Annotated in this window: 14 protein-coding genes; 9 read left to right on the top strand and 5 right to left on the bottom strand. The window is 57.9% G+C overall.

All coding sequences use genetic code 11. From position 1 onward, the window contains the following. The first annotated feature begins 960 nt into the window (after nucleotides 1–960). From ABIA40_RS01860 to tnpC, 9 genes are all read left to right on the top strand, one after another. The gene (locus ABIA40_RS01860; protein WP_404538598.1) at nucleotides 961–2,250 is read left to right on the top strand and encodes an aminotransferase class I/II-fold pyridoxal phosphate-dependent enzyme; all 1,290 of its coding nucleotides are present in this window, start codon (nucleotides 961–963) and stop codon (nucleotides 2,248–2,250) included. 584 nt (nucleotides 2,251–2,834) lie between these two features. Next, entirely contained in the window at nucleotides 2,835–3,623 is a 789-nt protein-coding gene (locus tag ABIA40_RS01865; protein ID WP_404538601.1) for an SDR family NAD(P)-dependent oxidoreductase, read from the top strand. Between the two features lie 288 nt (nucleotides 3,624–3,911). Further along, on the top strand, nucleotides 3,912–6,386 hold the full coding sequence (locus tag ABIA40_RS01870) for a CoA transferase (RefSeq protein ID WP_404538604.1): 2,475 nt from the start codon (nucleotides 3,912–3,914) through the stop codon (nucleotides 6,384–6,386). A gap of 857 nt (nucleotides 6,387–7,243) precedes the next feature. After that, nucleotides 7,244–8,599, top strand: a complete 1,356-nt coding sequence (locus ABIA40_RS01875; RefSeq protein WP_404538607.1) for an aspartate aminotransferase family protein — start codon at nucleotides 7,244–7,246, stop codon at nucleotides 8,597–8,599. Between the two features lie 290 nt (nucleotides 8,600–8,889). Beyond that, nucleotides 8,890–9,084: a transcriptional regulator domain-containing protein gene (locus ABIA40_RS01880; RefSeq protein WP_404538610.1), complete on the top strand. Its 195-nt coding sequence runs from the start codon at nucleotides 8,890–8,892 to the stop codon at nucleotides 9,082–9,084. A gap of 235 nt (nucleotides 9,085–9,319) precedes the next feature. Continuing rightward, nucleotides 9,320–9,670 (top strand): DUF2285 domain-containing protein, encoded by a 351-nt coding sequence (locus ABIA40_RS01885; protein ID WP_404546135.1) that lies wholly within the window; start codon nucleotides 9,320–9,322, stop codon nucleotides 9,668–9,670. Between the two features lie 282 nt (nucleotides 9,671–9,952). After that, nucleotides 9,953–10,354 (top strand): IS66-like element accessory protein TnpA, encoded by a 402-nt coding sequence (tnpA, locus tag ABIA40_RS01890; protein ID WP_404538496.1) that lies wholly within the window; start codon nucleotides 9,953–9,955, stop codon nucleotides 10,352–10,354. Beyond that, a complete protein-coding gene (gene tnpB / locus ABIA40_RS01895; RefSeq protein WP_212400135.1) occupies nucleotides 10,351–10,698 on the top strand; it encodes an IS66 family insertion sequence element accessory protein TnpB in 348 nt (115 codons plus the stop codon). Before tnpA ends, tnpB begins: the two co-directional genes overlap by 4 nt. 45 nt (nucleotides 10,699–10,743) lie before the next feature. After that, a complete protein-coding gene (gene tnpC / locus ABIA40_RS01900) occupies nucleotides 10,744–12,396 on the top strand; it encodes an IS66 family transposase (RefSeq protein WP_404538493.1) in 1,653 nt (550 codons plus the stop codon). 149 nt (nucleotides 12,397–12,545) lie between these two features. Here tnpC and ABIA40_RS01905 read toward each other — a convergent pair whose 3' ends face one another. The 5 genes from ABIA40_RS01905 to ABIA40_RS01925 all read right to left on the bottom strand — a co-directional run bounded on the left by ABIA40_RS01905 (nucleotide 12,546) and on the right by ABIA40_RS01925 (nucleotide 19,107). Then, the gene (locus ABIA40_RS01905; RefSeq protein ID WP_404538613.1) at nucleotides 12,546–13,454 is read right to left on the bottom strand and encodes a LysR family transcriptional regulator; all 909 of its coding nucleotides are present in this window, start codon (nucleotides 13,452–13,454) and stop codon (nucleotides 12,546–12,548) included. Nucleotides 13,455–13,620: 166 nt separating this feature from the next. Next, nucleotides 13,621–13,902: a helix-turn-helix domain-containing protein gene (locus ABIA40_RS01910; RefSeq protein ID WP_404538616.1), complete on the bottom strand. Its 282-nt coding sequence runs from the start codon at nucleotides 13,900–13,902 to the stop codon at nucleotides 13,621–13,623. A 2,416-nt stretch (nucleotides 13,903–16,318) separates the two neighbouring features. Further along, nucleotides 16,319–16,897 (bottom strand): anthranilate synthase component II, encoded by a 579-nt coding sequence (locus ABIA40_RS01915; protein WP_404538619.1) that lies wholly within the window; start codon nucleotides 16,895–16,897, stop codon nucleotides 16,319–16,321. Beyond that, complete coding sequence (pabB, locus tag ABIA40_RS01920; protein ID WP_404538622.1) at nucleotides 16,894–18,285, bottom strand: aminodeoxychorismate synthase component I; 1,392 nt, start codon at nucleotides 18,283–18,285, stop codon at nucleotides 16,894–16,896. Before pabB ends, ABIA40_RS01915 begins: the two co-directional genes overlap by 4 nt. 537 nt (nucleotides 18,286–18,822) lie before the next feature. Then, nucleotides 18,823–19,107, bottom strand: a complete 285-nt coding sequence (locus tag ABIA40_RS01925; RefSeq protein WP_404538625.1) for a Dabb family protein — start codon at nucleotides 19,105–19,107, stop codon at nucleotides 18,823–18,825. Nucleotides 19,108–19,522 lie beyond the last annotated feature (415 nt).

Consider the following 19,522-nt stretch of genomic DNA (forward strand, 5'->3'; position numbering starts at 1 on the left):
TGGTGCCCGATTTGAGGATCTACTCGACACGTCGATCTTTCATCTCGAAGGCCGTTCTCGATTGGGGCGGCGCGGGAACCAACAGGCAGGGCAGTGATCGATCTCATGGCGTCCCGCGCTTTTCGGTATGGATCACCCTCGGGGGGCAGAGCAGGATAGCGATTCTGCTTTCCGGTCGGCGGCAGGACGCTAATCTTGCGATACCTGATCTCAAGAACGGCCTGGTCGGGATCGCCGTTGCTGTCTCTGACTTCGATGCCATGGAGCCCTTTACTGCGACGCCGTCCATCTCGTCCGCTATCGTGTGACCCCCGTCTTCAGCCAAGCGCTTGACGCAGAGAATGAGTTCCGATCTCCTGGGCTGCGTAGAAAGGATCGTAGATGTCACTCTAGTGATCACCGATGTGGAGGCATCGACCCTGGAGTTGCGTAGACCGCTTGAGATTTTCCCACCGGGCGCTTTCTTTTTTTCTATCCGAATCCGGAACTGATTAGTATTCCCTTTAAGCGCCGCCCTCCCCTTAAAGTTCTCACGGTTCAGAGCGCAACGGCCGCGGGCCCGAGCGGCACACCCTCGGCTGTAAGCGCAGGCCTCGAATGCGTCAGTCCGATTTGAGGGCACGCCTAGTGCCGGTCAGTGTTTATGCTCTTGGTGAAGCCGATCTAATCTCCTGAGACGAGCAGAGATGCTCGATGCCGGATCGGTTTGCATGGAAAGCTGCCTAGGTCAGAACCACGAATGAAGCCCATCTTGCTCGTGGCTTCTGTAAGCAACACCGCAAGGCCGCTTCTTTACCATTGTCTCGGGCTCAAGCCTGTCCGATTTGGTAGCTGCGCAAGGGTCTTCGTCAGTGGTTAAGTTTGCTGAGGCCAATCAAGCTGCCCGCGGCTGGATGTAGTCGAGACTTCAGGCGGAGCCGCGCCAATTGAACGGGCCGGCTGCCATCCTTGGGAGATGAAATGGAGATTGAAGTGCAAGAGCGGACTCCGCTCTCAAGTGGCGGTTCTCCGAACGGACATTATCGGAATACCGCCTACATGGTCAATAAGAGCCGACCGTATTTCGATGCAGCCCACGAGGCTGGTCTCATGGCTGTCCAAGGGCGCTCTACGAGCGGACGCGCCTTTGTGTTGGGCTCCGGGCCACTTGACAGTCGACCCGAGCTAATTGATTTCGTGCGATGTTCATACCTAGGCTTAGACAATCATCCGTTGATCGTCGCTGGCGCGATCGAGGCGATCGAGGCGCACCAATCGTTGCACTGGTCGTGCGCACGGACGCGGCTCAATTTTGATCTTCTGGCAGAGCTTGAAACAACCCTGTCGGAGATGTTCTGCTCACGCGTGATCGCGTGTTCCACTGTCATGCTTGCCAATCTAGGCATGATGCCGCTCCTTGCTTCGGGCCAGTTGACCGGCGGAAGGAAGCCGGTCGTTGTTTTCGACCGCATCGCGCACATATCTCTTGCCTATCACAAGCCGGTAGTCGCTGACGAAACGCGGGTGGAAACGATTGCGCATAACGACATCGATGCACTCGAAAGCTTGTGCCGCAAACATCCTATGGTCGCCTACGTATGTGATGGTGTATACTCCATGGGAGGAAACTCGCCTATAAATGAATTGCGCTACCTCCAGGAACGATATGGGCTGTTTCTCTATATCGACGATGCTCATGGCATATCGATCTTCGGAAGCCGAGGCGAAGGATTTGCTCGTTCTCAGTTTCCGCAACTGTTAGGTAACCGTACCGTCATAATAGCCTCTTTGGCCAAGGGCTTCGGCGCATCGGGGGGCATGGTGATGCTCGGAACGGCCGACCACGAGGCGCTGTTTCGACGGTACTCTATTCCATATGCGTTTTCGGTGCCGCCCAATTTAGCGGCGGTTGGCGCGGCGCTTGGCTCATGCAAGATTCATCAGTCCCAAGAGCTCGGCGAACGGCAGATGCGATTGGCGCAACGGATCAAGGCCTTTGACGGTCGTGTCGCAACCGCCGAGCAAGGAAATCCATTTCCAATCAGAATGATCGCTCTCGGATCGGAAGCCATGGCGATCGCAATCGCAAAAGAGGTTCTGAGTGCCGGCTTCTATACCTCGGTTACGTTCTTTCCGACCGTTCCGCAAGGAAGGGCGGGGATTCGGGTGTGCATTACGGCTGATCATGAGCCCCGCGATATAGAGCGGCTGTGCGACTGCGTCTTGGCGAAAGTAGCCGAAGTAACCGGAAAGCCATATCCTCTGAGGTGATACAATGATTCAGCGAACGAGGACATTGAGCCGTCCTGTCGCGCATGGGACTTGCCTAATGGATGCAGACAGACAGGATGGTCAACAACTCAGTTCATTGTTGAACTTCGAGAGTATTTCCGGATCACTGAAACCAACATCTTCGGCGGGCCCGTTCGCGACGACCAATAAACATTCCGAGCGCGCCTATGCTCGACCGAGATACGTCGTCTTAGGTCAGTGTCGCCCAAGAAGACAGCCAGCATCGAGGATGCTGGCGCGAGATCGCCGCGAGTTAGCGATGCGCTTTTGTCGCGGTTTCAGCCGACTCGATGCACGCCAATGAAAGATCGAGAAAGCCGCCACCGCTGCTATGTCCGGAATGCTCAAGCTACGCCTTGTGGTGGAATTTGTGACGTTCTCTTCTCGCATGTGAGCCTACCGCGGATTCAAAGTTATGCACGCAAAGCGCTGTGGCCCAAGTGGACTTGGAAGCCAAGTCCCCCTTTGCAGTTTGAAGCAAGGGCGATATCTCGTCCTGAGTCGCGGTCCCGTCCATGCGCTATAGACTCGATCCCTAAGTCGTTTGCGACCGCTTTACGATCATGCTGAAACCAGCAAAGGTCAATGGCCAAAGCAACAGCCGCGTTGCTCTCGTGACCGGAGGGGCACGCGGGATTGGATTGGAGATCGTCCGCCGATTTCTCAATGATGGCTATCAGGTCGCTTTCGTGGCGACAAGAGCAGAACATGTAGAGCGGGCGCTTGCTCATCTACGCTGTCCGGAAGATCGGCTCTATGCGGAGAGGATTGACGTAACACGACACAAGGAGGTGGAGGGATTTGTCGACCGCGTTCGGGCACGTTGGGACGAGATAGGGATTCTCGTGAACAATGCTGGCATCTCCCCCAAGCGTGTGGAGCAGAATGCTCCTTGGCTTTCTCAGACGTCACTCGATGAATGGGCGCGAGTAATCGATGTCAATCTCAACGGCCCATTTTTGCTTATGCGGCTTTTGGCGCCAGCAATGATTGCGAAAGGCAATGGACGCATTATCAACATCGGATCGCTCGCGGGCCGTGCTATACCGATGATCGCCGGGCCGCACTATGCCGCGTCCAAAGCGGGATTGGTCGGATTGACCCGCGCTGCTGCGCGGGATCTCGCTCCACATGGCATTACAGTCAATTGTATTGCCCCTGGGCGGGTACTCAGCGATCTGACTGGGCCCGCCGAGGCCTTGGTCAACCGATCCGCTCTCAGCAGGATCCCGGTTGGTCGGTTTGGAACTGCTGAAGAGGTGGCGCACGTTGCAGCCTTTCTGGCCTCACCGATGGCCGGCTTTATCACAGGTGCAACCATCGATATCACGGGCGGCGAATTCGCTGCCTAAGCCAAGCGAGATCGCTCTGTTTGCCGACGACCCGATGCTGACCCGATCCGGCCTCGCGGATTCCTGAACGTGCAGTTGTCGGCGTAGTCTAAGCTGCGGGGTTTGCTGCCAACGGCACGGCGCGTGTCGCGGGCTCGTTGTGAGGGTCTGGCCTTGGATCAAGACTTGCATGCGTTCGATAAATAGCGCCGCCCCACTTCTGCCAATCGCAAACACCGTGTGTCGGCGCCTGTTAGAAAGTGCCGGCGTTTGCCTATGGATAAGGTGGCGCGTTCAGGGGAGCATTAGATGATACGGAAGGTGGAGCGCTCTACGGAGGTATTATCGCATTTGCGGGTACTCGAGATTGGCAGTTCGGCCGCGGCCAGCTATTGCGCGCGCTTGTTTTCGGATTTCGGCGCCAATGTTCAGAAGGTCGAGTGCCCAGCGGGAGACCCGATTCGCCGCAGCGCGCCACTCACGCCCGGTGGTCAGAGCGGGTGGTTTGCATTCCTGAACTTGAACAAGTCAAGCGTTGTCGTGGATGCGACGGACCCGAATGCGATCGCGCAGCTAACGGCATTGATCGAAGATTGCGACATTTTGGTCGATGGCCGCGATATTGATTCCGCAGACTGCCCGGCCATCGATATCGCGGCGATCCGGCAGCGACGACCCGGGTTGATCTACGTCGAAGCAAGCTGGTTTGGTCGTGAGGGGCCCTATGCGAGATTCGCCGCAACGGATTCGACAATCCGCGCGCTCGCCGGCCTCATCAAACTGGCGGGACCGGCGGAGGGCCCGCCATTGCACGCACCAGACTTCCAGTGTGGTATCTTAGCCGGTCTGTGGGGCTTCATTGCCGCGGCTTCGTCAGCAGTTGCGGGAATGCGGGGCGTAGGGAGAAACTGGTCGTGGTCGCTCAGTATCTTTGAAGCGAGCCTTGCTCTCAGCGAGTATCAGATGTTCGAGGCGTACCAGCGCGGCCCCGTCATGCGCCGCATTGGCATCAATCGCTTCTGGCCGAACTTTCCAGTCGGCATTTACGAAACCAAGAAGGGATGGCTCGGCATTACAACAATAACCCCGGCCCAATGGCGCGCATTCTGCGATATGCTCAGCCTGTCCAAACTGCGGGACGATCCGGCTATGGTCCTCGGTGCCGATCGTCTTCAGTACATGGAGCAGATCGAACGACAGTTCATCCCGAGGCTAAAGACGCGGACTGCGCAGGAGTGGTTTGTCGAGGGATTGAAGCGTAAGATCCCAATCGTGCCCGTACCCGAAGTGTCCGATCTAATGGTGGACGCGCAGATGAAAGAGCGCGGCGCGATTGTACCCGTCCTGCTGGACCAAGAAGAGGGCTTGACGGTCGGCTCAATGCAGAGGCTGACATCGACTCCGCCGCGCCGGGGCGGCAAGGTTCCGGTTCCTGGCGAGCAGCAGACGATTTCGAAGAGCCGTCAAAATCTCACGGACACTACGACGATCGCTTCCGACTGCATTGATGCTGGCGGACCCCCACTGCGGGGAGTTCGCGTCATCGATTTCTCGATGGGGTGGGCAGGTCCGTTGTGTACGCGCACGCTGGCTGATCTCGGTGCGGACGTCATCAAGATAGAAGCTATCCAGTATCCAGACTGGTGGCGCGGCGTTGATCGACGGCCTGCTTACATCGAGGATCGTATGTACGAGAAAACGGCGCGATTCTGCATGGCGAATCGCAACAAGCGTGGCATTACACTAGACCTGACGCGGCGACAGGGCCGCACGCTTGCAAAACGGCTCGCGGCGAGAGCCGACATTGTCGTCGATAATTATTCGGCCGACGTGCTGCCGAAGCTCGGGCTTGGCTATGACGTGCTCAGAAAGCTCAACCCCCGCCTCGTGATGATGTCGATGTCAGCCTTTGGCACGAAAGGCGTGCGTCGCAATTGCCGCGCCTACGGCTCTACTCTCGAGCAGGGATCGGGACTGCCGAGCGTGATCGGAAAGGCCGGCGGACCGCCGGTGATGAGCCATATCGCCTTCGGGGATGCTGTCGGCGGGTTGAACGGCTGTGCTGCGGTTCTGGTTGCCCTTATTCACGCCCGTAGTGTCGGGCAGGGCCAGTTCATTGATCTTGCCCAGGTCGAATGCATGATGCCCTTTGCGGCGCCATGGATTACAGTTCATTCGATAGCGGGCACACCGCCGGTAAGATACGGAAATCGACATCCGCAATTCGTTCCGCATGGCTGCTTCCGATGTTCGGGCGAGGACAACTGGATTGTGGTAGCCGCGACGGACGCGAGCATGTGGCAGAGACTTGCCGCCCTTATTGGGCGGTCCGACTGGGCCATGAACAGTTCGCTCAGCTCTGCCGAACAGCGCCGCGGCATTGAGGATGTCATTGAGAGCAGCATCGAATCCTGGACGCTCACCCGCGATCCCGATCAGGCTATGTCCGAGTTGCAGGCTGCAAAAGTTGCTGCCGGCGTCGCCCGCCTGCCGATCGACCTGCTCAACGATCCGCATCTCAGGTCGCGCGGGTATCTGCAGGAGGTCGAACGCGCTTTCATTGGCTTGCATCCGCAGCCGTCAATGCCGATTCGGGACGGTGAAGCACCATATGCAATTCGCGCGCCGGCACCGACCCTTGGACAACACAACAATGAGATCCTGTCAGGGCTTCTGGGTCTTTCCGACGCCGAGATCGCGCACTTGGCTAGGGAGCGGATCGTCGGTACGAAGATGGTATCGGAAGCAGAGCTCGCAAACGCGAGGAGCGCGGCGTCGAACTAAAAAATCAACTCTATCGGGACGATGACGCGATTTCAGCGGTGCGGAACGACGCGCTGGGCGCTTGATGCTACCGAACCGCCGCACTTCAGAGCCCGAATCATACACTGAGCCGCGTGCAGTGCGGCTCCGAAACCGCGTGCGCTACGGGTGATGACGACGAGGTTCCCGTCGATCTAGACCGTTTCTGATTCGAGCGAATATGAACACTGGTAAGGCGGGGAACATTACCTGCTTGGTCGCCGTCCACCGACGCACAGAAGCGTCTATTTCAAGCCCGAAACTCTTAGTAAGTTGCCTACTGCTGCTGACGAAGACGAATAGCTGCATTCTCTCTGCATATTGCGATGTGGAGCCTAATACGCGGCGAGTTCTCGATTAGCAAAAGGCACCACTACTCTCACCAGAGTAGGTAGTGGCTCAATCCATTTTTAGTGTGTACGTAATTTGAAATTCGGCCTACCGGCCATGATGCGGCATCTGAGAGGCTTGGCATTGCCTGTACGGAGACGCGGCAGGTCGACACTGCTATCACCAAGGAGCCAAACCGGCCATTGGGGAATGCGCGAGCGCTCCGGCCAGCGGCCTCATTACAAACAGGCCTACTAAGATGCTCAGATGAAAGCGCGAGCGAAAGTCACGGATCGGCTCGAGATGCAGCCAATTTGCTTTTGGTCAGACTTGCAGGTCCAAGTATTTGCCGTCGATTTAATTCCAGAGCAACGCCGTGTCCCCATAGCAGGCGCGATTCGCGGGGCCAGCAAGTGGTTGCTGGGTGAAAGGTATAGCTGGACCCGCCCAGCACAAATCCCGAAGAAATCGAAAATGGTGCCGCGCACCAGGAGCTTGCAGGTTTCAATATGGCGGCCGAAATGGGCGTTGGGCAGAAGTCCAAGGACAACTTTGACCGGGCATGGCTGGTGTTCCCTGATGGAACGTCACGAGTAACCATTGATCGAGATCCGACTCCACTTTACGTTGAGCGCGGGATCGGCAGTTATCTTTTCGATGTCGACGGCCGCCGGTTTGTCGACCTCAATTGCAACTTCACCACATTGATTCATGGCCATGCCTTCGAGCCTGTGGTGGAAGCGCTAACCAGTCAACTCCAGCGCGGCAGTTGCTTCGCAAATCCAACGGAGAGCGAAATCGAGCTGGCCGAACTACTTTGCCGCCGCGTTCCGGCGATTGACCGTGTTCGGTTCGTCAATACGGGGACCGAGGCCGTGCTGTTTGCGATTAAGGCTGCGCGGGCCTTCACGGGTCGTTCCAAAATTGCCAAGCTCGAGGGCGCTTATCATGGGGCATACGACTGGGTCGAGGTCAGTCAAGCGGCGACTCCGGCCAATTGGGGTGATCCAATTGCACCCCAGTCTACTGCGTTCTATCGTGGGATGCCCACGAGTGTGCTCGACGAAGTTGTTGTGCTACGCTTCAATGATGTTGAAAGCGTGCGCCGGTTGATGTCGCTGCATGCTGACCATCTCGCCGCAATCATTGTGGATCCGATGCCGAGCCGCGGCGGTCTCGTGGCGCCGAAGCCGGAATTCATTGCTGCAGTGCACGAAGCAAGCCGTGCCAACGGCATTCTGGTGATTTCCGATGAGGTCCTAAATCTTAGGCAGAGTTTTCATGGTGCTTCCGCCCGTTACGGTCTAGTTCCGGACCTCGTCACGATGGGCAAAATCATCGGGGGCGGGTTGCCAATTGGAGCAATCGGCGGCCGCGAGGACGTGATGAAAGTCTTTGACGGGTCAGCGGGGCGGCCGCTGCTTCCGCAAGGCGGCACGTTTTCTGCCAATCCTCTATCTATGACAGCGGGGCTCGCCGCAATGAGGCATTTAGATCACGTGGCCTTTGCACATCTCGAGACACTGGGGGATATTGTCCGTGACGGGATTGGGCGGGCCATCTCAATCCGGAATGCGCCCCTCTGCGTGACCGGGGCGGCCTCCCTCTTTCGACTTCATCCGTGCGCAAAAACTCCGAATGACTATCGCGAGATCTATCCCACCCCTGCAGGAGCAACCCTAATGAAGCAGCTCACGCGCTTCTTTGCGGACAATGGCATTATCCTGCCGCATGGTGCAGCTGCGTCGCTCTCGACGCCGATGACTCGCGCCGACGCTGAATTGATCGTAGATGTATTTGCAGGCTTTCTCGACAGCCATCAAGACTTGCTAGACGCGATAGAAGCGTTCAATAGACCGATGTAATAGCTGCGCAGTCTGTTTGCACTGTCAGGCGCATGACATAGGTCTCGGCGAGACCCAGGAATGCCGTGATCTGAGCTGACTTTGGCTATCGCGATCTGCTGCGTGGCGGCTGGCCCAAGCAATGAATACCGCGGATGTCAGGATCCGCGGAATTCCAGAGCTATCGCAAAAGTGGATAAATTCATCAAGTAAGTGCGTGCAAAGGCGCGCACGCGGTACGCACGAAGCCGGAAAGGGCCACAATCATCGGCTGCATTTCGCCGTGGGTGAAGATTGTGCGGGAATGGTGCATGCCGGATACTGACTGGAGATCTGAGGAAGCGTACATCGGCCTCAAAAGGGCAGAAGCTGCCGACCTGGCCTGGGAGTGGCTGCGCCGGGATCGCGACTACCAAGAGGATTATAGGCGGCTATCTCGCCGCGGACGTTCAAGCGCAGCGGCGGGCGAGTTCCGAAGCAAGTGGGGGCTCTCGTTTTCCAGCTGATCCACAAAAGACCTTCGACAAGCAAGCAGTCTTCTGGGCGCCCGAAGTTTTGCCGACTGTGCTTCATGTGCGGTTAGCCCGGTGCCTGTCGCCGGAAAGCCACCAGCTCGATTTGGCCAACCTGCCGGGTGGCGAGCTTCGTCGCGCGCCGGATGGATGGCATGCAATCTTGCCGCTCGGGGGCGCGAAACATCGCCTTTGGCTTAGCAAGCTTCCGCCGAGCGGGTCTGCTGTCGTGCTCGATCTGCCTCTCGACGCGCATTTCGAGCTTCGGTTGAACGCCGCAAGCCGATTGTGGCGCTCGCTTGAGCATCGGCCGCTCGGAACGCACCATCTAGCTTTGCCGGCTTTAAAGCAGCGTCAACTGATCCTCGCGCTGCGTGCACTGGATGGATGGCAGCAAGGAAATAGCTATCGTCAAATCGGGCAGGGCTTGTTTGGAAGCGATCGTATTGCGGGCCCAGGGTGGAAAACAGACGACCTGCGCAGCCGAACCATTCGGCTTGTTAAGCTGGGCCGGCGTCTAATGAGCTTTCGCTGCCGCGCATTATTCCGCAAGGGCAGGCGAAGGAATGACAGTTCATGAGCTCTTAGAAGATCAATGGCATACCTGCGTTCTAACGACAAATCCTCTGCTGATTATGGCATGATCGCGGTATAATGCGATCTTTGCGTAGCGATCTCTTAGCTGTTTTGGCGTCGGGATTGCTGCAACAGACAGACGCTCGCTTCGCAAGGGTTTGACGAATCTGCCTGGATGGTTCCTCAAGTTGACTGCTCTGTACGCCTCCGACGAGGGCCGTCTTGCATGACGGGTGGTAATTCGCGAAGCGTGTGACCTTAGGTCTAGCTTTAAGGTCATCAGGCGATGCGGGTCGAGGTTTTGGGCGGGCTGGAGCGGCGGCGGCGCTGGTCGCAGGACGACAAGGCACGGATTGTCGAGGAGACGCTGGCACCGGGCGCGAAGGTAACCGAGGTTGCGCGTCGCAACGGAGTAGCGGCCAGCCTGGTGTTTACCTGGCGTCGACAAGCACGGACATCGGAACAAGTTGTACCGTCTTTTACGCCGGTGCAGATCGCCGCCGTAGCGGCCTCCGCTGAGGAAGCTCCGAAGCTTTTGCATACCGTTGACGGCCGAGTTCGCTCGGTGGCAGCCGCGCGTACTGGATTGATAGAGATCGATCTCGGCAACCGACGGTGCATCCGGGTGGATGCGCACGTCGATCCGGAGGCGCTGTCGCGGGTTCTCGATGTGCTTGGACGCCGATGATTGCTATACCGGGGAATGTGCGAGTGTGGCTCGCGACTGGCTACACGGATATGCGCAGAGGCTTTCCGTCGCTGGCCCTCCAAGTGCAGGAGGTGCTACACAAAGACCCGCTCAGCGGTCATCTGTTCGTCTTCCGCGGTCGCCGCAGCGATCTCGTGAAGGCGATCTGGCACGATGGCCAGGGAGCCTGCTTGTTCACAAAAAAACTCGAGAGAGGAAAGTTCATCTGGCCATCGGTTGCAGGTGAATCGGTAACGATCTCGCCGGCGCAGTTAAGCTATCTGCTGTCCGGGATCGATTGGCGCAATCCGCAAGAAACCCAGCGTCCGACGCGGGTCGGATAACCGTTTTGGGTTTGAATCTGCTGCTCGATCTGATTCAATGGCTTCATGATATCGAAGCCGGACGACCTCCCGTCGGATCTCGTCAGTGCCTTGGCAGCGCTGCAAGCCGAGCGTGAGGCGCGGCTGCGAGCCGAGGCGATGGCTGCCAGCGCGCAGGCGGAGCTGTCGGATAACGCGGCGCTGATCGCGCATCTCGAACTGCGGATCGAGAAGCTCAAACGCGAACTGCACGGGCAGCGATCCGAGCGCACGGCGCGGCTGATCGAGCAGCTGGAATTGGAGCTCGAAGAACTCGTCACCACGGCGAGCGAGGATGAGCTTGCCGCGCAGGCCGCAGCGGCGAAGACGCAGAACGTCCGCCCCTTCATGCGCAAGCGGCCGGTTCGCCAGCCATGGCCGGACGACATCGAACACGAGCGCGTCGTCATTGAGGCTCCAACGAGCTGCGCCTGCTGCGGTGGATCTCGGCTGGCGAAGGTCGGAGAGGATGTCACCAAGACGCTGGAGGAGATCCCGCGTCGCTTCAAGGTGATCGAGACGGTGCGCGAGAAGTTCACCTGCCGCGATTGCGAGAAGATCAGCCAGCCGCCGGCACCGTTCCATGCCACGCCGCGCGGCTTCATCGGTCCGCAATTGCTGGCGACGATCCTGTTCGACAAGTTCGGCATGCATATCCCGCTCAATCGTCAGAGTGTGCGCTTCAAGGCCGAGCGGATGGACCTGCCGTTGTCGACACTGGCCGACCAGGTGGGCCACGGAACCTTCGCTGTCATGCCGCTGTTCCAGCTGATTGAGCGTCATGTGCGCGCGGCCGAGCGCCTTCATGGCGACGACACCACCATCCGCATCCTGGCGAAGGGCAAGTGCACGACCGGCCGGATCTGGACCTATGTGCGGGATGACCGGCCGTTCGCCGGGCCTGCGCCGCCGGCGGCGGTCTATTATGCCTCAGGCGACCGACGGGGCGAACATCCCCAGAAGCATCTGGCCGCCTTCGCCGGCATCCTGCAGGCGGATTGCTATGGCGGCTTCGAGCCGTTGTTCGACCCAAAAAGGAAAGCGATGCCGATCACGCCGGCATTTTGCCTGGCCCATGCGCGGCGAGGCTTCTTCGAGCTGGCCGACATCGAGAAAACCGCACGGGAAGGCCGCAAGGGCAAACCGGTCTCCCCGATCGCGCTAGAGGCGGTCAGGCGTCTTGACGCCCTGTTCGAGATCGAGCGCGCCATCAACGGCCGTAGTGCCAACGAGCGGCGCGCCGTGCGCCAGGAGCGGAGCAAGCCGCTGCTCGACGACATGCACGCCTGGCTGCTGCGCGAGCGAGAAACCCTCTCGCGCTCCGCCGAGGTCCTGAAGCCCATGAACTACATGCTCAGGCGCTGGGACGACTTCGCCCGTTTCCTCGACGATGGCAGGATCTGCTTGACCAACAATTGCGCTGAACGTGCATTGAGAGGCATTGCCTTGGGAAGGCGCAACTGGACCTTCGCTGGTAGCCAGCGTGGCGCCGACCGTGCCGCTATCATGCTGACGATGATCACGACCTGTCGCCTCAACGACGTCGATCCCAAGGCCTGGCTCGCCGACGTCTTTGCCCGGATCGCCGATCTTCCCACGTCGCGGCTGCACGAACTGCTGCCCTGGGAATGGAAGCTCCTGCGCCAAGCCGATAAGCCTGCCGGTCAGCAGGCCGCCTGACCTTCACCCAACCGATCATAGAGCTCACTGAGCCCGCGCGCGTACGTCAATCAGGCGGTCCTCGTCGTATGCGTACACTGCTCTCAACGTCAAGTAGCAAGCAATACGTTGATCTCCGCTGTATCAGATTGAGAGGGGCTTGGCAGGCGTCAGGTAGTCTGCCGAAGAGGTACCTTCTTGCAAAGACGAGCCACCCATCGGCAAAAAGAACGAGCGATCTCAGGATGCTGGCTGCGATCCACGGCATAAGCGCGATAATGCATGCCACTTGGAGTGCGTGAGCCGGGGATGATTTGCAAAGCGCCCCCTCGCACCAGATCAGTGACAATGATTTCCGGTGCTACAAGAAGGCATTTCCCTGTCATGACTGCCGGCAGAGCGAGATAATTATGATCGTACCGCGCGCCCGCTCGTACGTCGTTTGGGGACAGACTCATGGCCCTCAGCCATGTCGGCAGGATATCGGGACGTGATGTGATGTTCAGAATCGGCGTTGATCGAACGATTGAAAGGTCTCTTCCCGCGACCAGATTTGGCGGGCCGACGCATACCAGCTCCTCCTTGTAGATCTCCCAACTGTCGGCGGATTCGATGACGGAAAGATCGCGCGTAATCAAAATATCAAAGTTATCGGAAGATGTTGGCGGCGATAGCGAGCTGACGATGTCAACGATAACCCCTCCCGCTTCAGCAGAGAACTCCTGCAGATTTGGAATCAGAAGCGAAGAAGCAAAAGTCGATAATGATGTGCGGACGACAATCCGATTGGTTTCAGCGGCCGCCCGCCGCCGCATTCTCTTGGCAGTGAATCCGACTGTCTCGAGCGGTTCAGAGACTGCGTTTGCGAATAGCCTCCCAAACTCCGTCAAATCACTGCGCCGCCCCCGCCGCTCGATGAGATCAGCACCTAGATAGTCTCGCAGTACGGACAGATAGCGGCTGACAGAACTCTGCGTTGTGCCCAAAGTCGTGGCCGCGCGTGTGACACTGCCTTCGCGCGCGACGGTCACAAAAGCGCGGATGGCATTTAAAGGAGCCTCATCGTCTTGAGCTGTCACTGTCTGCTCCAGCGCCAGAATGAACCATCCATCACATTAGTCGATAACCCAAGCGGGATTGCCGCGTGTGAAGGGCCGCCTACGCATAAAATCCTCTTGGGAGCGTTACTGGTATTGGTCCTGTGTCGAGCAAGATCTGCATCACAGATCGGTGCTGTTAGCGTGACTAAGTCCTTTTGCGGCGAGCCGCCTTCGGCTTGCGACCTTTACGTAAGGTAGCCGGTGGGGGTGCACCCTTGGATGGCCGAACAAACAGCTCGGAAACAGCAACCCCAAGCGTCTCGGCCAGGCGATCGAGAAGATCGATTGTCGGGTTCGCCTGTTGACGCTCAAGACCGCCCATATAGGAGCGATCAACACCTGCATCGTAGGCCAGTTGCTCCTGCGAAATACCGCGCTGGACGCGAATCCGCCGCAGATTGTAAGCCACAAGCGCGCGAGCTCTCATGCGCGCAGGCAGCCATTTTGATGGCGATCAAACCACTGGCTATAACCCGCCTAAAAAAGCGTCGCACTAATTGGAGGTTTCAATCGAATTCTTCGATATGTGTCATCGAAACTGGGTAGTCCGCGCCAGCGCGGTCATGGCAACCGTGCCTCTGTCAATTTGTAGCGACGCAGGTTTCGAGGCGGTGACCGGAGCCCAGCCGTTCCGCTGCTCGGCAGCCGTTCGATTGCGCTTCCGATTTGCGCAAACGCCCGTCAGCCCAAGGCAAAGATGCTGATTGCGAGGGGCCCTCAATCAAGGAATGGAGTTGCAGGTTTGATGAATGAGCCGGCGCAGTGCGAATGCCCTTCAGAGGAGGTTAGATTGGCCGTCAGCCCTGCATCAGCGCAGAAAAAGATTCGCAAGATGTAGCCCGCGCGACATTTGCTGACGACTTGCAGGACCGGCAGAGAGGTCCCAAAGAAGTACTATCTCTGATTGTTTTTCTCCGTAATTAAACGCGGGGAGACTCGTGAGTCAAGGCCCTTGAGGCCCACGTAAGCAGCGTAAGAGCATGGGCGTTTTATGCAGCCCTCAATCGTTAGACAGGTAAAGGTCGTGCTGTCGTGGTTTTGTGAACAGCTATGACGCGCTTACCTTCGCGCGAATCGACAATATGCAGGCAGCCCGTCCGGCATTGAGGAGATCTCGTAACGCCTGGGCGGGCGGGTGAGGTACCGTCAGATGTGGCTATTGCCGGGCGACACCAGGAACCTGTCCGGCGCTCTTTACTTTGAATCGACCACTCTAGGCAGCTGCAATGTCCCGGTGGGCAGGCAGAAAGAGATAATACTTCCGTCCTGCGTCCTCTCTTCGATCAGCAGCGATTGCCTTGTTCATTCCTCGCGCCCTCTCACGATGGGAGGACCAAAGCTCGCAAGCGCGCACTTTGCCCACGGTGTTGAACTGACTGTGTCGGGCACAAACGATCGAGAGTTGGTAGAACGTGCAGGAAGCGGGCCGCCCGATTCGCAGCGAGCTCGCCTCGAAGCCGTCTATATTCGTTCGTGAATGAGTAACCGGAGGCCGCTGCTCCTCAGGCTATCACGAGGCCAAGGCCGGACAATTTCAATGACATGAACGATACTCGGCGGCCTATGCGCTTCATCTAGTTCGTGAGTTGGTCCGAATATCGAGTTCAATCTCGCGTGTCACCTCGATGATGCTCTCTGGATGGTGGCCGTTCTCGACAAGAGCATATTTCAAAGCTTGGGCGCGGCTGACAAAAAGGCCGCCAAAAGAGCCCCCTAGTTCGCGGGCTACCCAGTTACCGCGCCGGTTCCTGCCAACCACAATCAGCGGTACCGAGCCCGGCCGAGGAGGCTCCAAGAGCTGAGTCATCATGTCTCATCCGCGACCTGGTGGTTCAGGTTCGTCAGTTGAGTCCCCAATAGCGGTCGCCGGCTTCCAAGTCGTTATCGCAGTTGTGACGGTAGCTTGCATGACGGCTCTCAAGGAATAGGTGGTGTCGACATCGGATCGACTGCCTGCGGTCCATAGGTGGTGGCTCTGGCCGCGCGGCCACCGTAGAGTTCGGCTGCAGGATACGTCAAAACCTGAACCGGGTTCTCCTACGAGTTCTGGCAGTCAACACGGAGGCCGGGCATACTGAGAATGTCCAATGGCTTTGGCTCTGCCGCTGCTTTAAGGGATCGATGCGATCGATCCCTCCAGTCAGGCGCCTGCGAACAAGGCTGTAATCGATACCAAAAATCGGCCACTTGCCGGCTGGCACTTCACCAACGAAAAAGATGAGCTACCGTCTCAAGCCTGTGTGTTCGGAAGGGCGCTTACAGCAAACACCGCGCCCGCTGTCTTACAAAGCAATCGGATCTTGCCTGGCGCCGCACCTGCGCGGGATTTTTCACGCCTTTCTCCGCGTTTGATCTGTAGTGAGGCAGCAGACCCAATTCTTAAAAGTCACACCAGCCGATAGACCGCCGAGCTCAAGTGGCTTCGGGCCTATGCTGCGGACGACCGCCATGGAGCCGCGCGGTCCGCCGGGGCGTCTATGTCTATGCTCCGATCGCAAAAGCGACCGACCATCGTCCATCCGGCAGGATAAATGGGATCCTCCGGGTCGACTGCTACAGTGATGGCAAACTCGCCGAGTGGGGTGACGTTCAGCTTGCATTCTGTTGGTCGCACATCCAGCGGAACTTACCACTCTGGCGCCGCGCTCGTTGCAGGCGAGGCGCTCAAGCATATCCCGAGTTCTATGGCACAGAGAGAAGGACATCCACGGTCGCAGCGCCGATACGCCTCGTCTCGTTTCGTTTTTCATTCCGTTCTCCCGACGAGCGCTGAAGCTTGGCTGCCTCGGCGTTCCTGAGGATGTTCAGCTGCCTGCTCTTGTCGATTGGCCTACATCCTCGGTTCAACGAGTGGCTGCGAGCCGCAAGAAATTGTTGAGCAGCAGAGACCCGCATTCGGTGAGTATCGATTCCGGATGAAACTGCACGCCGTAAGTTGGTTGATAGCGATGTGCGAGAGCCATGATCTCGCCTTCCTCGGACCGCGCTGTCACCATGAGGTGGGGTGCGGAGGCCGGGTCGAGCGTGATCACAAGCGAATGATAACGACCGACGGAAAGTGGGGAAGGCAGTCCCTTAAATAACGGCCCCCCTTCATGCATTATGCGAGAGGATCGCCCATGCATGGGGCGTAATGCTCGAGTCACTCGTCCGCCGAAAACGCGCCCAATACATTGATGCCCGAGGCAAATCCCGAGAATCGGGATGAGTCCCGAAAGCTCGCGAATAACGGCCACAGATATTCCCGCCTCGCTTGGAGTGCAGGGACCAGGCGAGATAACGATTGCGCGGGGATTGAGCTTGATCACGTCAGCGACGCTGATCGCGTCGTTCCTAACAACCTCGGTTGACTCGCCTAGCCTCTGAAAGTACCGGCCGATGTTGAAGACGAAGGAGTCGTAGTTATCGATAATGAGGATCACAGCGGACCAGGTACTTCAGCGCCAAAAGCTTCAAAGATTCGCTGAGCCTTCGCGAGCGTCTCAGCGTACTCGGCCTGCGGATCCGACATCGCCGTTATCCCGCCTCCTGTATGAAACACGGCTTGATCGCCATCAATAGTCACCGTGCGGATCGCGATGTTGGTATCCATATACCCGTTAAAACCGATGAAGCCGATTGCCCCGCAATAGATCTGTCGAGCCACTCGCTCGATTTCCGTGATGATCTCCATCGATCGCACCTTTGGCGCCCCCGTGATCGAGCCGCCTGGGAAGCACGCTCGCAGCAGCGTGATGGCGTCTTGGCCCACTGAAAGTTCACCTGTGACAATCGAGATGAGGTGGTGCACAGATGCGTGGGTTTCGAGGATGCACAGCCCTGCAACTTCGATCGAGTGCGGCGTGCAAACTCGCGACAGATCATTGCGCAGAAGATCGACAATCATGCAGTTTTCGGCGCGGTCCTTTTCGGACGCGACTAGGACCTGCGCGCGGTGCTGGTCCTCCGCTAAATCATTGCTTCGCGCTATCGTGCCCTTGATGGGGCGTGTTTCGACATTTCGTGCGTCTAGCTTGAGGAAACGTTCCGGTGAACTTGAGGCAATGGTGAGCTCGCCATAGCGCAACAGGGCCGCAAACGGGGCCGGATTGAGGGACCGCAGCCGGCAGTAAAAGCTAATCGGGTCGAATGAGGTCGGCATCCTCGCAGTGAAGCGTTGCGCGATGTTCGCCTGGAAGAGGTCTCCGGCTAAAATGAGGTCGATGACGCGCTGTATGGCCGCGATGTAGCCGTCCAGGCTGAAGTTGGACTGCCATGCGCCTGATGTGCCAGGGAGTTCCTTTAGAGCTGGCGTCGGCACGTCAAGCAAGGCGGCGAACTGATCGGCGCGACGGCGTGCGCGTTCAAGTCGAGGCGCAGGCTCCTGAGTGGGCCATCCAGTAGAAACGATCCAGCACTTGTGATCCCGATGGTCGAAGCTGATGACGACGTCATAGAAATGCAGGACACACTCGGGTAACGCGCGACCGGCAATTGCAGGTGCCGGCAATCGCTCGAGTGTCCTGTTTAGGTCGTAGCCCCAATAGCCGGCTGCACCTCCCTGAAAGGGAGGGAGATCTGTTCGGTTCTGTTGCGGATATCTAGCGAGGAGACTGCGGAGAGCTTCCCACGCATTGCCCGCAAGAGCGAGGCCGTTGCAACTCGCTTGTCCATTGTTGACCATGTAACTGCTGAATGGATCACAGGTAACATATGAGTAGCGTCCCAACTCGCTCCTGGCGGCGCTATCCAAAAAAGTCAGGTTCGGTTGATTTCCCAGGCGCCGCATAGCAACGGCAGGTTCGATCCATCGAAGTTCGCGGACATGCATTTGAGAACCAGCTGTTCTGCTCTATTGAGAGTTGTTCCGCCAGGCGCTTTTTGCCAATTGCTTTATCTGCAGGCGCGGTCCCCTAGCGGCCGCCCCGCATCTGAAGGAAAGCGCGATCAATCTGTCTTTCCGAGCTCGGTTGCGTTCACTGAGCGCCCTTGAAAAGCGAAGTCCGGGCCGAATGTCCCCGGTGAAGCTGCCTTCACGTTCTCACTGCAACCGGCGTCGATCACGGATTGTCTGTGCCCTGCGGCTCACGGCTCCGTCTTGCTCCTGGAGCTGGCACAGGCCAGCTGTTTGTGAGCCTAACGAGCTTAGAGGAGGAAAATCAGCCGAGACGAAGTCGCCATGCATATATTTGGAGGTTTTTCTTGTTTTGTCGCAGAACTTCCTCAGGAGGCCCCTCGTCAGAGCAACGAACTGGCTAAATTTCGAACTTGCCCCTTCGCCCGACGACCGCAAAGCTACTGTTTGAGCGCCATTTTGTGACGCCCGCATCGTGCTTTGGCCCAGCCGTCTTTCAGGAGCCCGCATCCATTAGACATTATAGTCCGCCGCGAACCGTAGCTCTCGAAGAGGGCGCACACGCCTGATTGATTCCTGGTATAAAGGATGCCCCTTGTAAGCTGCGAGTTCGGCGTCGCTATCGAATTCACCATAAACGATGACATCGATATCGTTCCCGAGTGGGTCGCTCTTGCGATTGCGGGCAATCTCCAGCCGACGTGGATGTGGAATTTTCGTGAGGATCGATAGACCTTCGATTATGCCCTCAATCTGAGCTTGGTCCTTGGCGGTGAAGAACACGATGTGACGAATCATGGATGATCGGCGATCCCGGGGAGTGAAGCTGGGGTTTACTATCTCGAACGTGAGCTCGCTGCAATGGCGGCGCTGGCCACGCAGCCCGCGGTTGGTGCTCGGGCCCCTTGCTGTTGAACGTCCGCAACATGGATTCGCTGGGGCGCTGGGCGGGACAAGATGACGGCAAATCATGGTCCCGCGACGCGTTTCCAAAAGCGCGCTGCTGGTAGACGTTGCACGATAGTCTAGCTCTACGGGCTCAACCAAGTTCGGTCGATTCTCACGAAGCTTAGCTGCTTAATGAACTACCTTTGGCGGACCACGATGCTAAGGTTGCTTACTTCGATGATCTGGCGGATTCGAGTGATAAGCTGAATATGTTTGCGCCGGACGCCGCTGATCCGGCCGTGTCTGAGTATCGCCGTTAATGAAT

Source organism: Bradyrhizobium sp. USDA 223 (assembly GCF_044909005.1).
Lineage (GTDB): Bacteria > Pseudomonadota > Alphaproteobacteria > Rhizobiales > Xanthobacteraceae > Bradyrhizobium > Bradyrhizobium yuanmingense.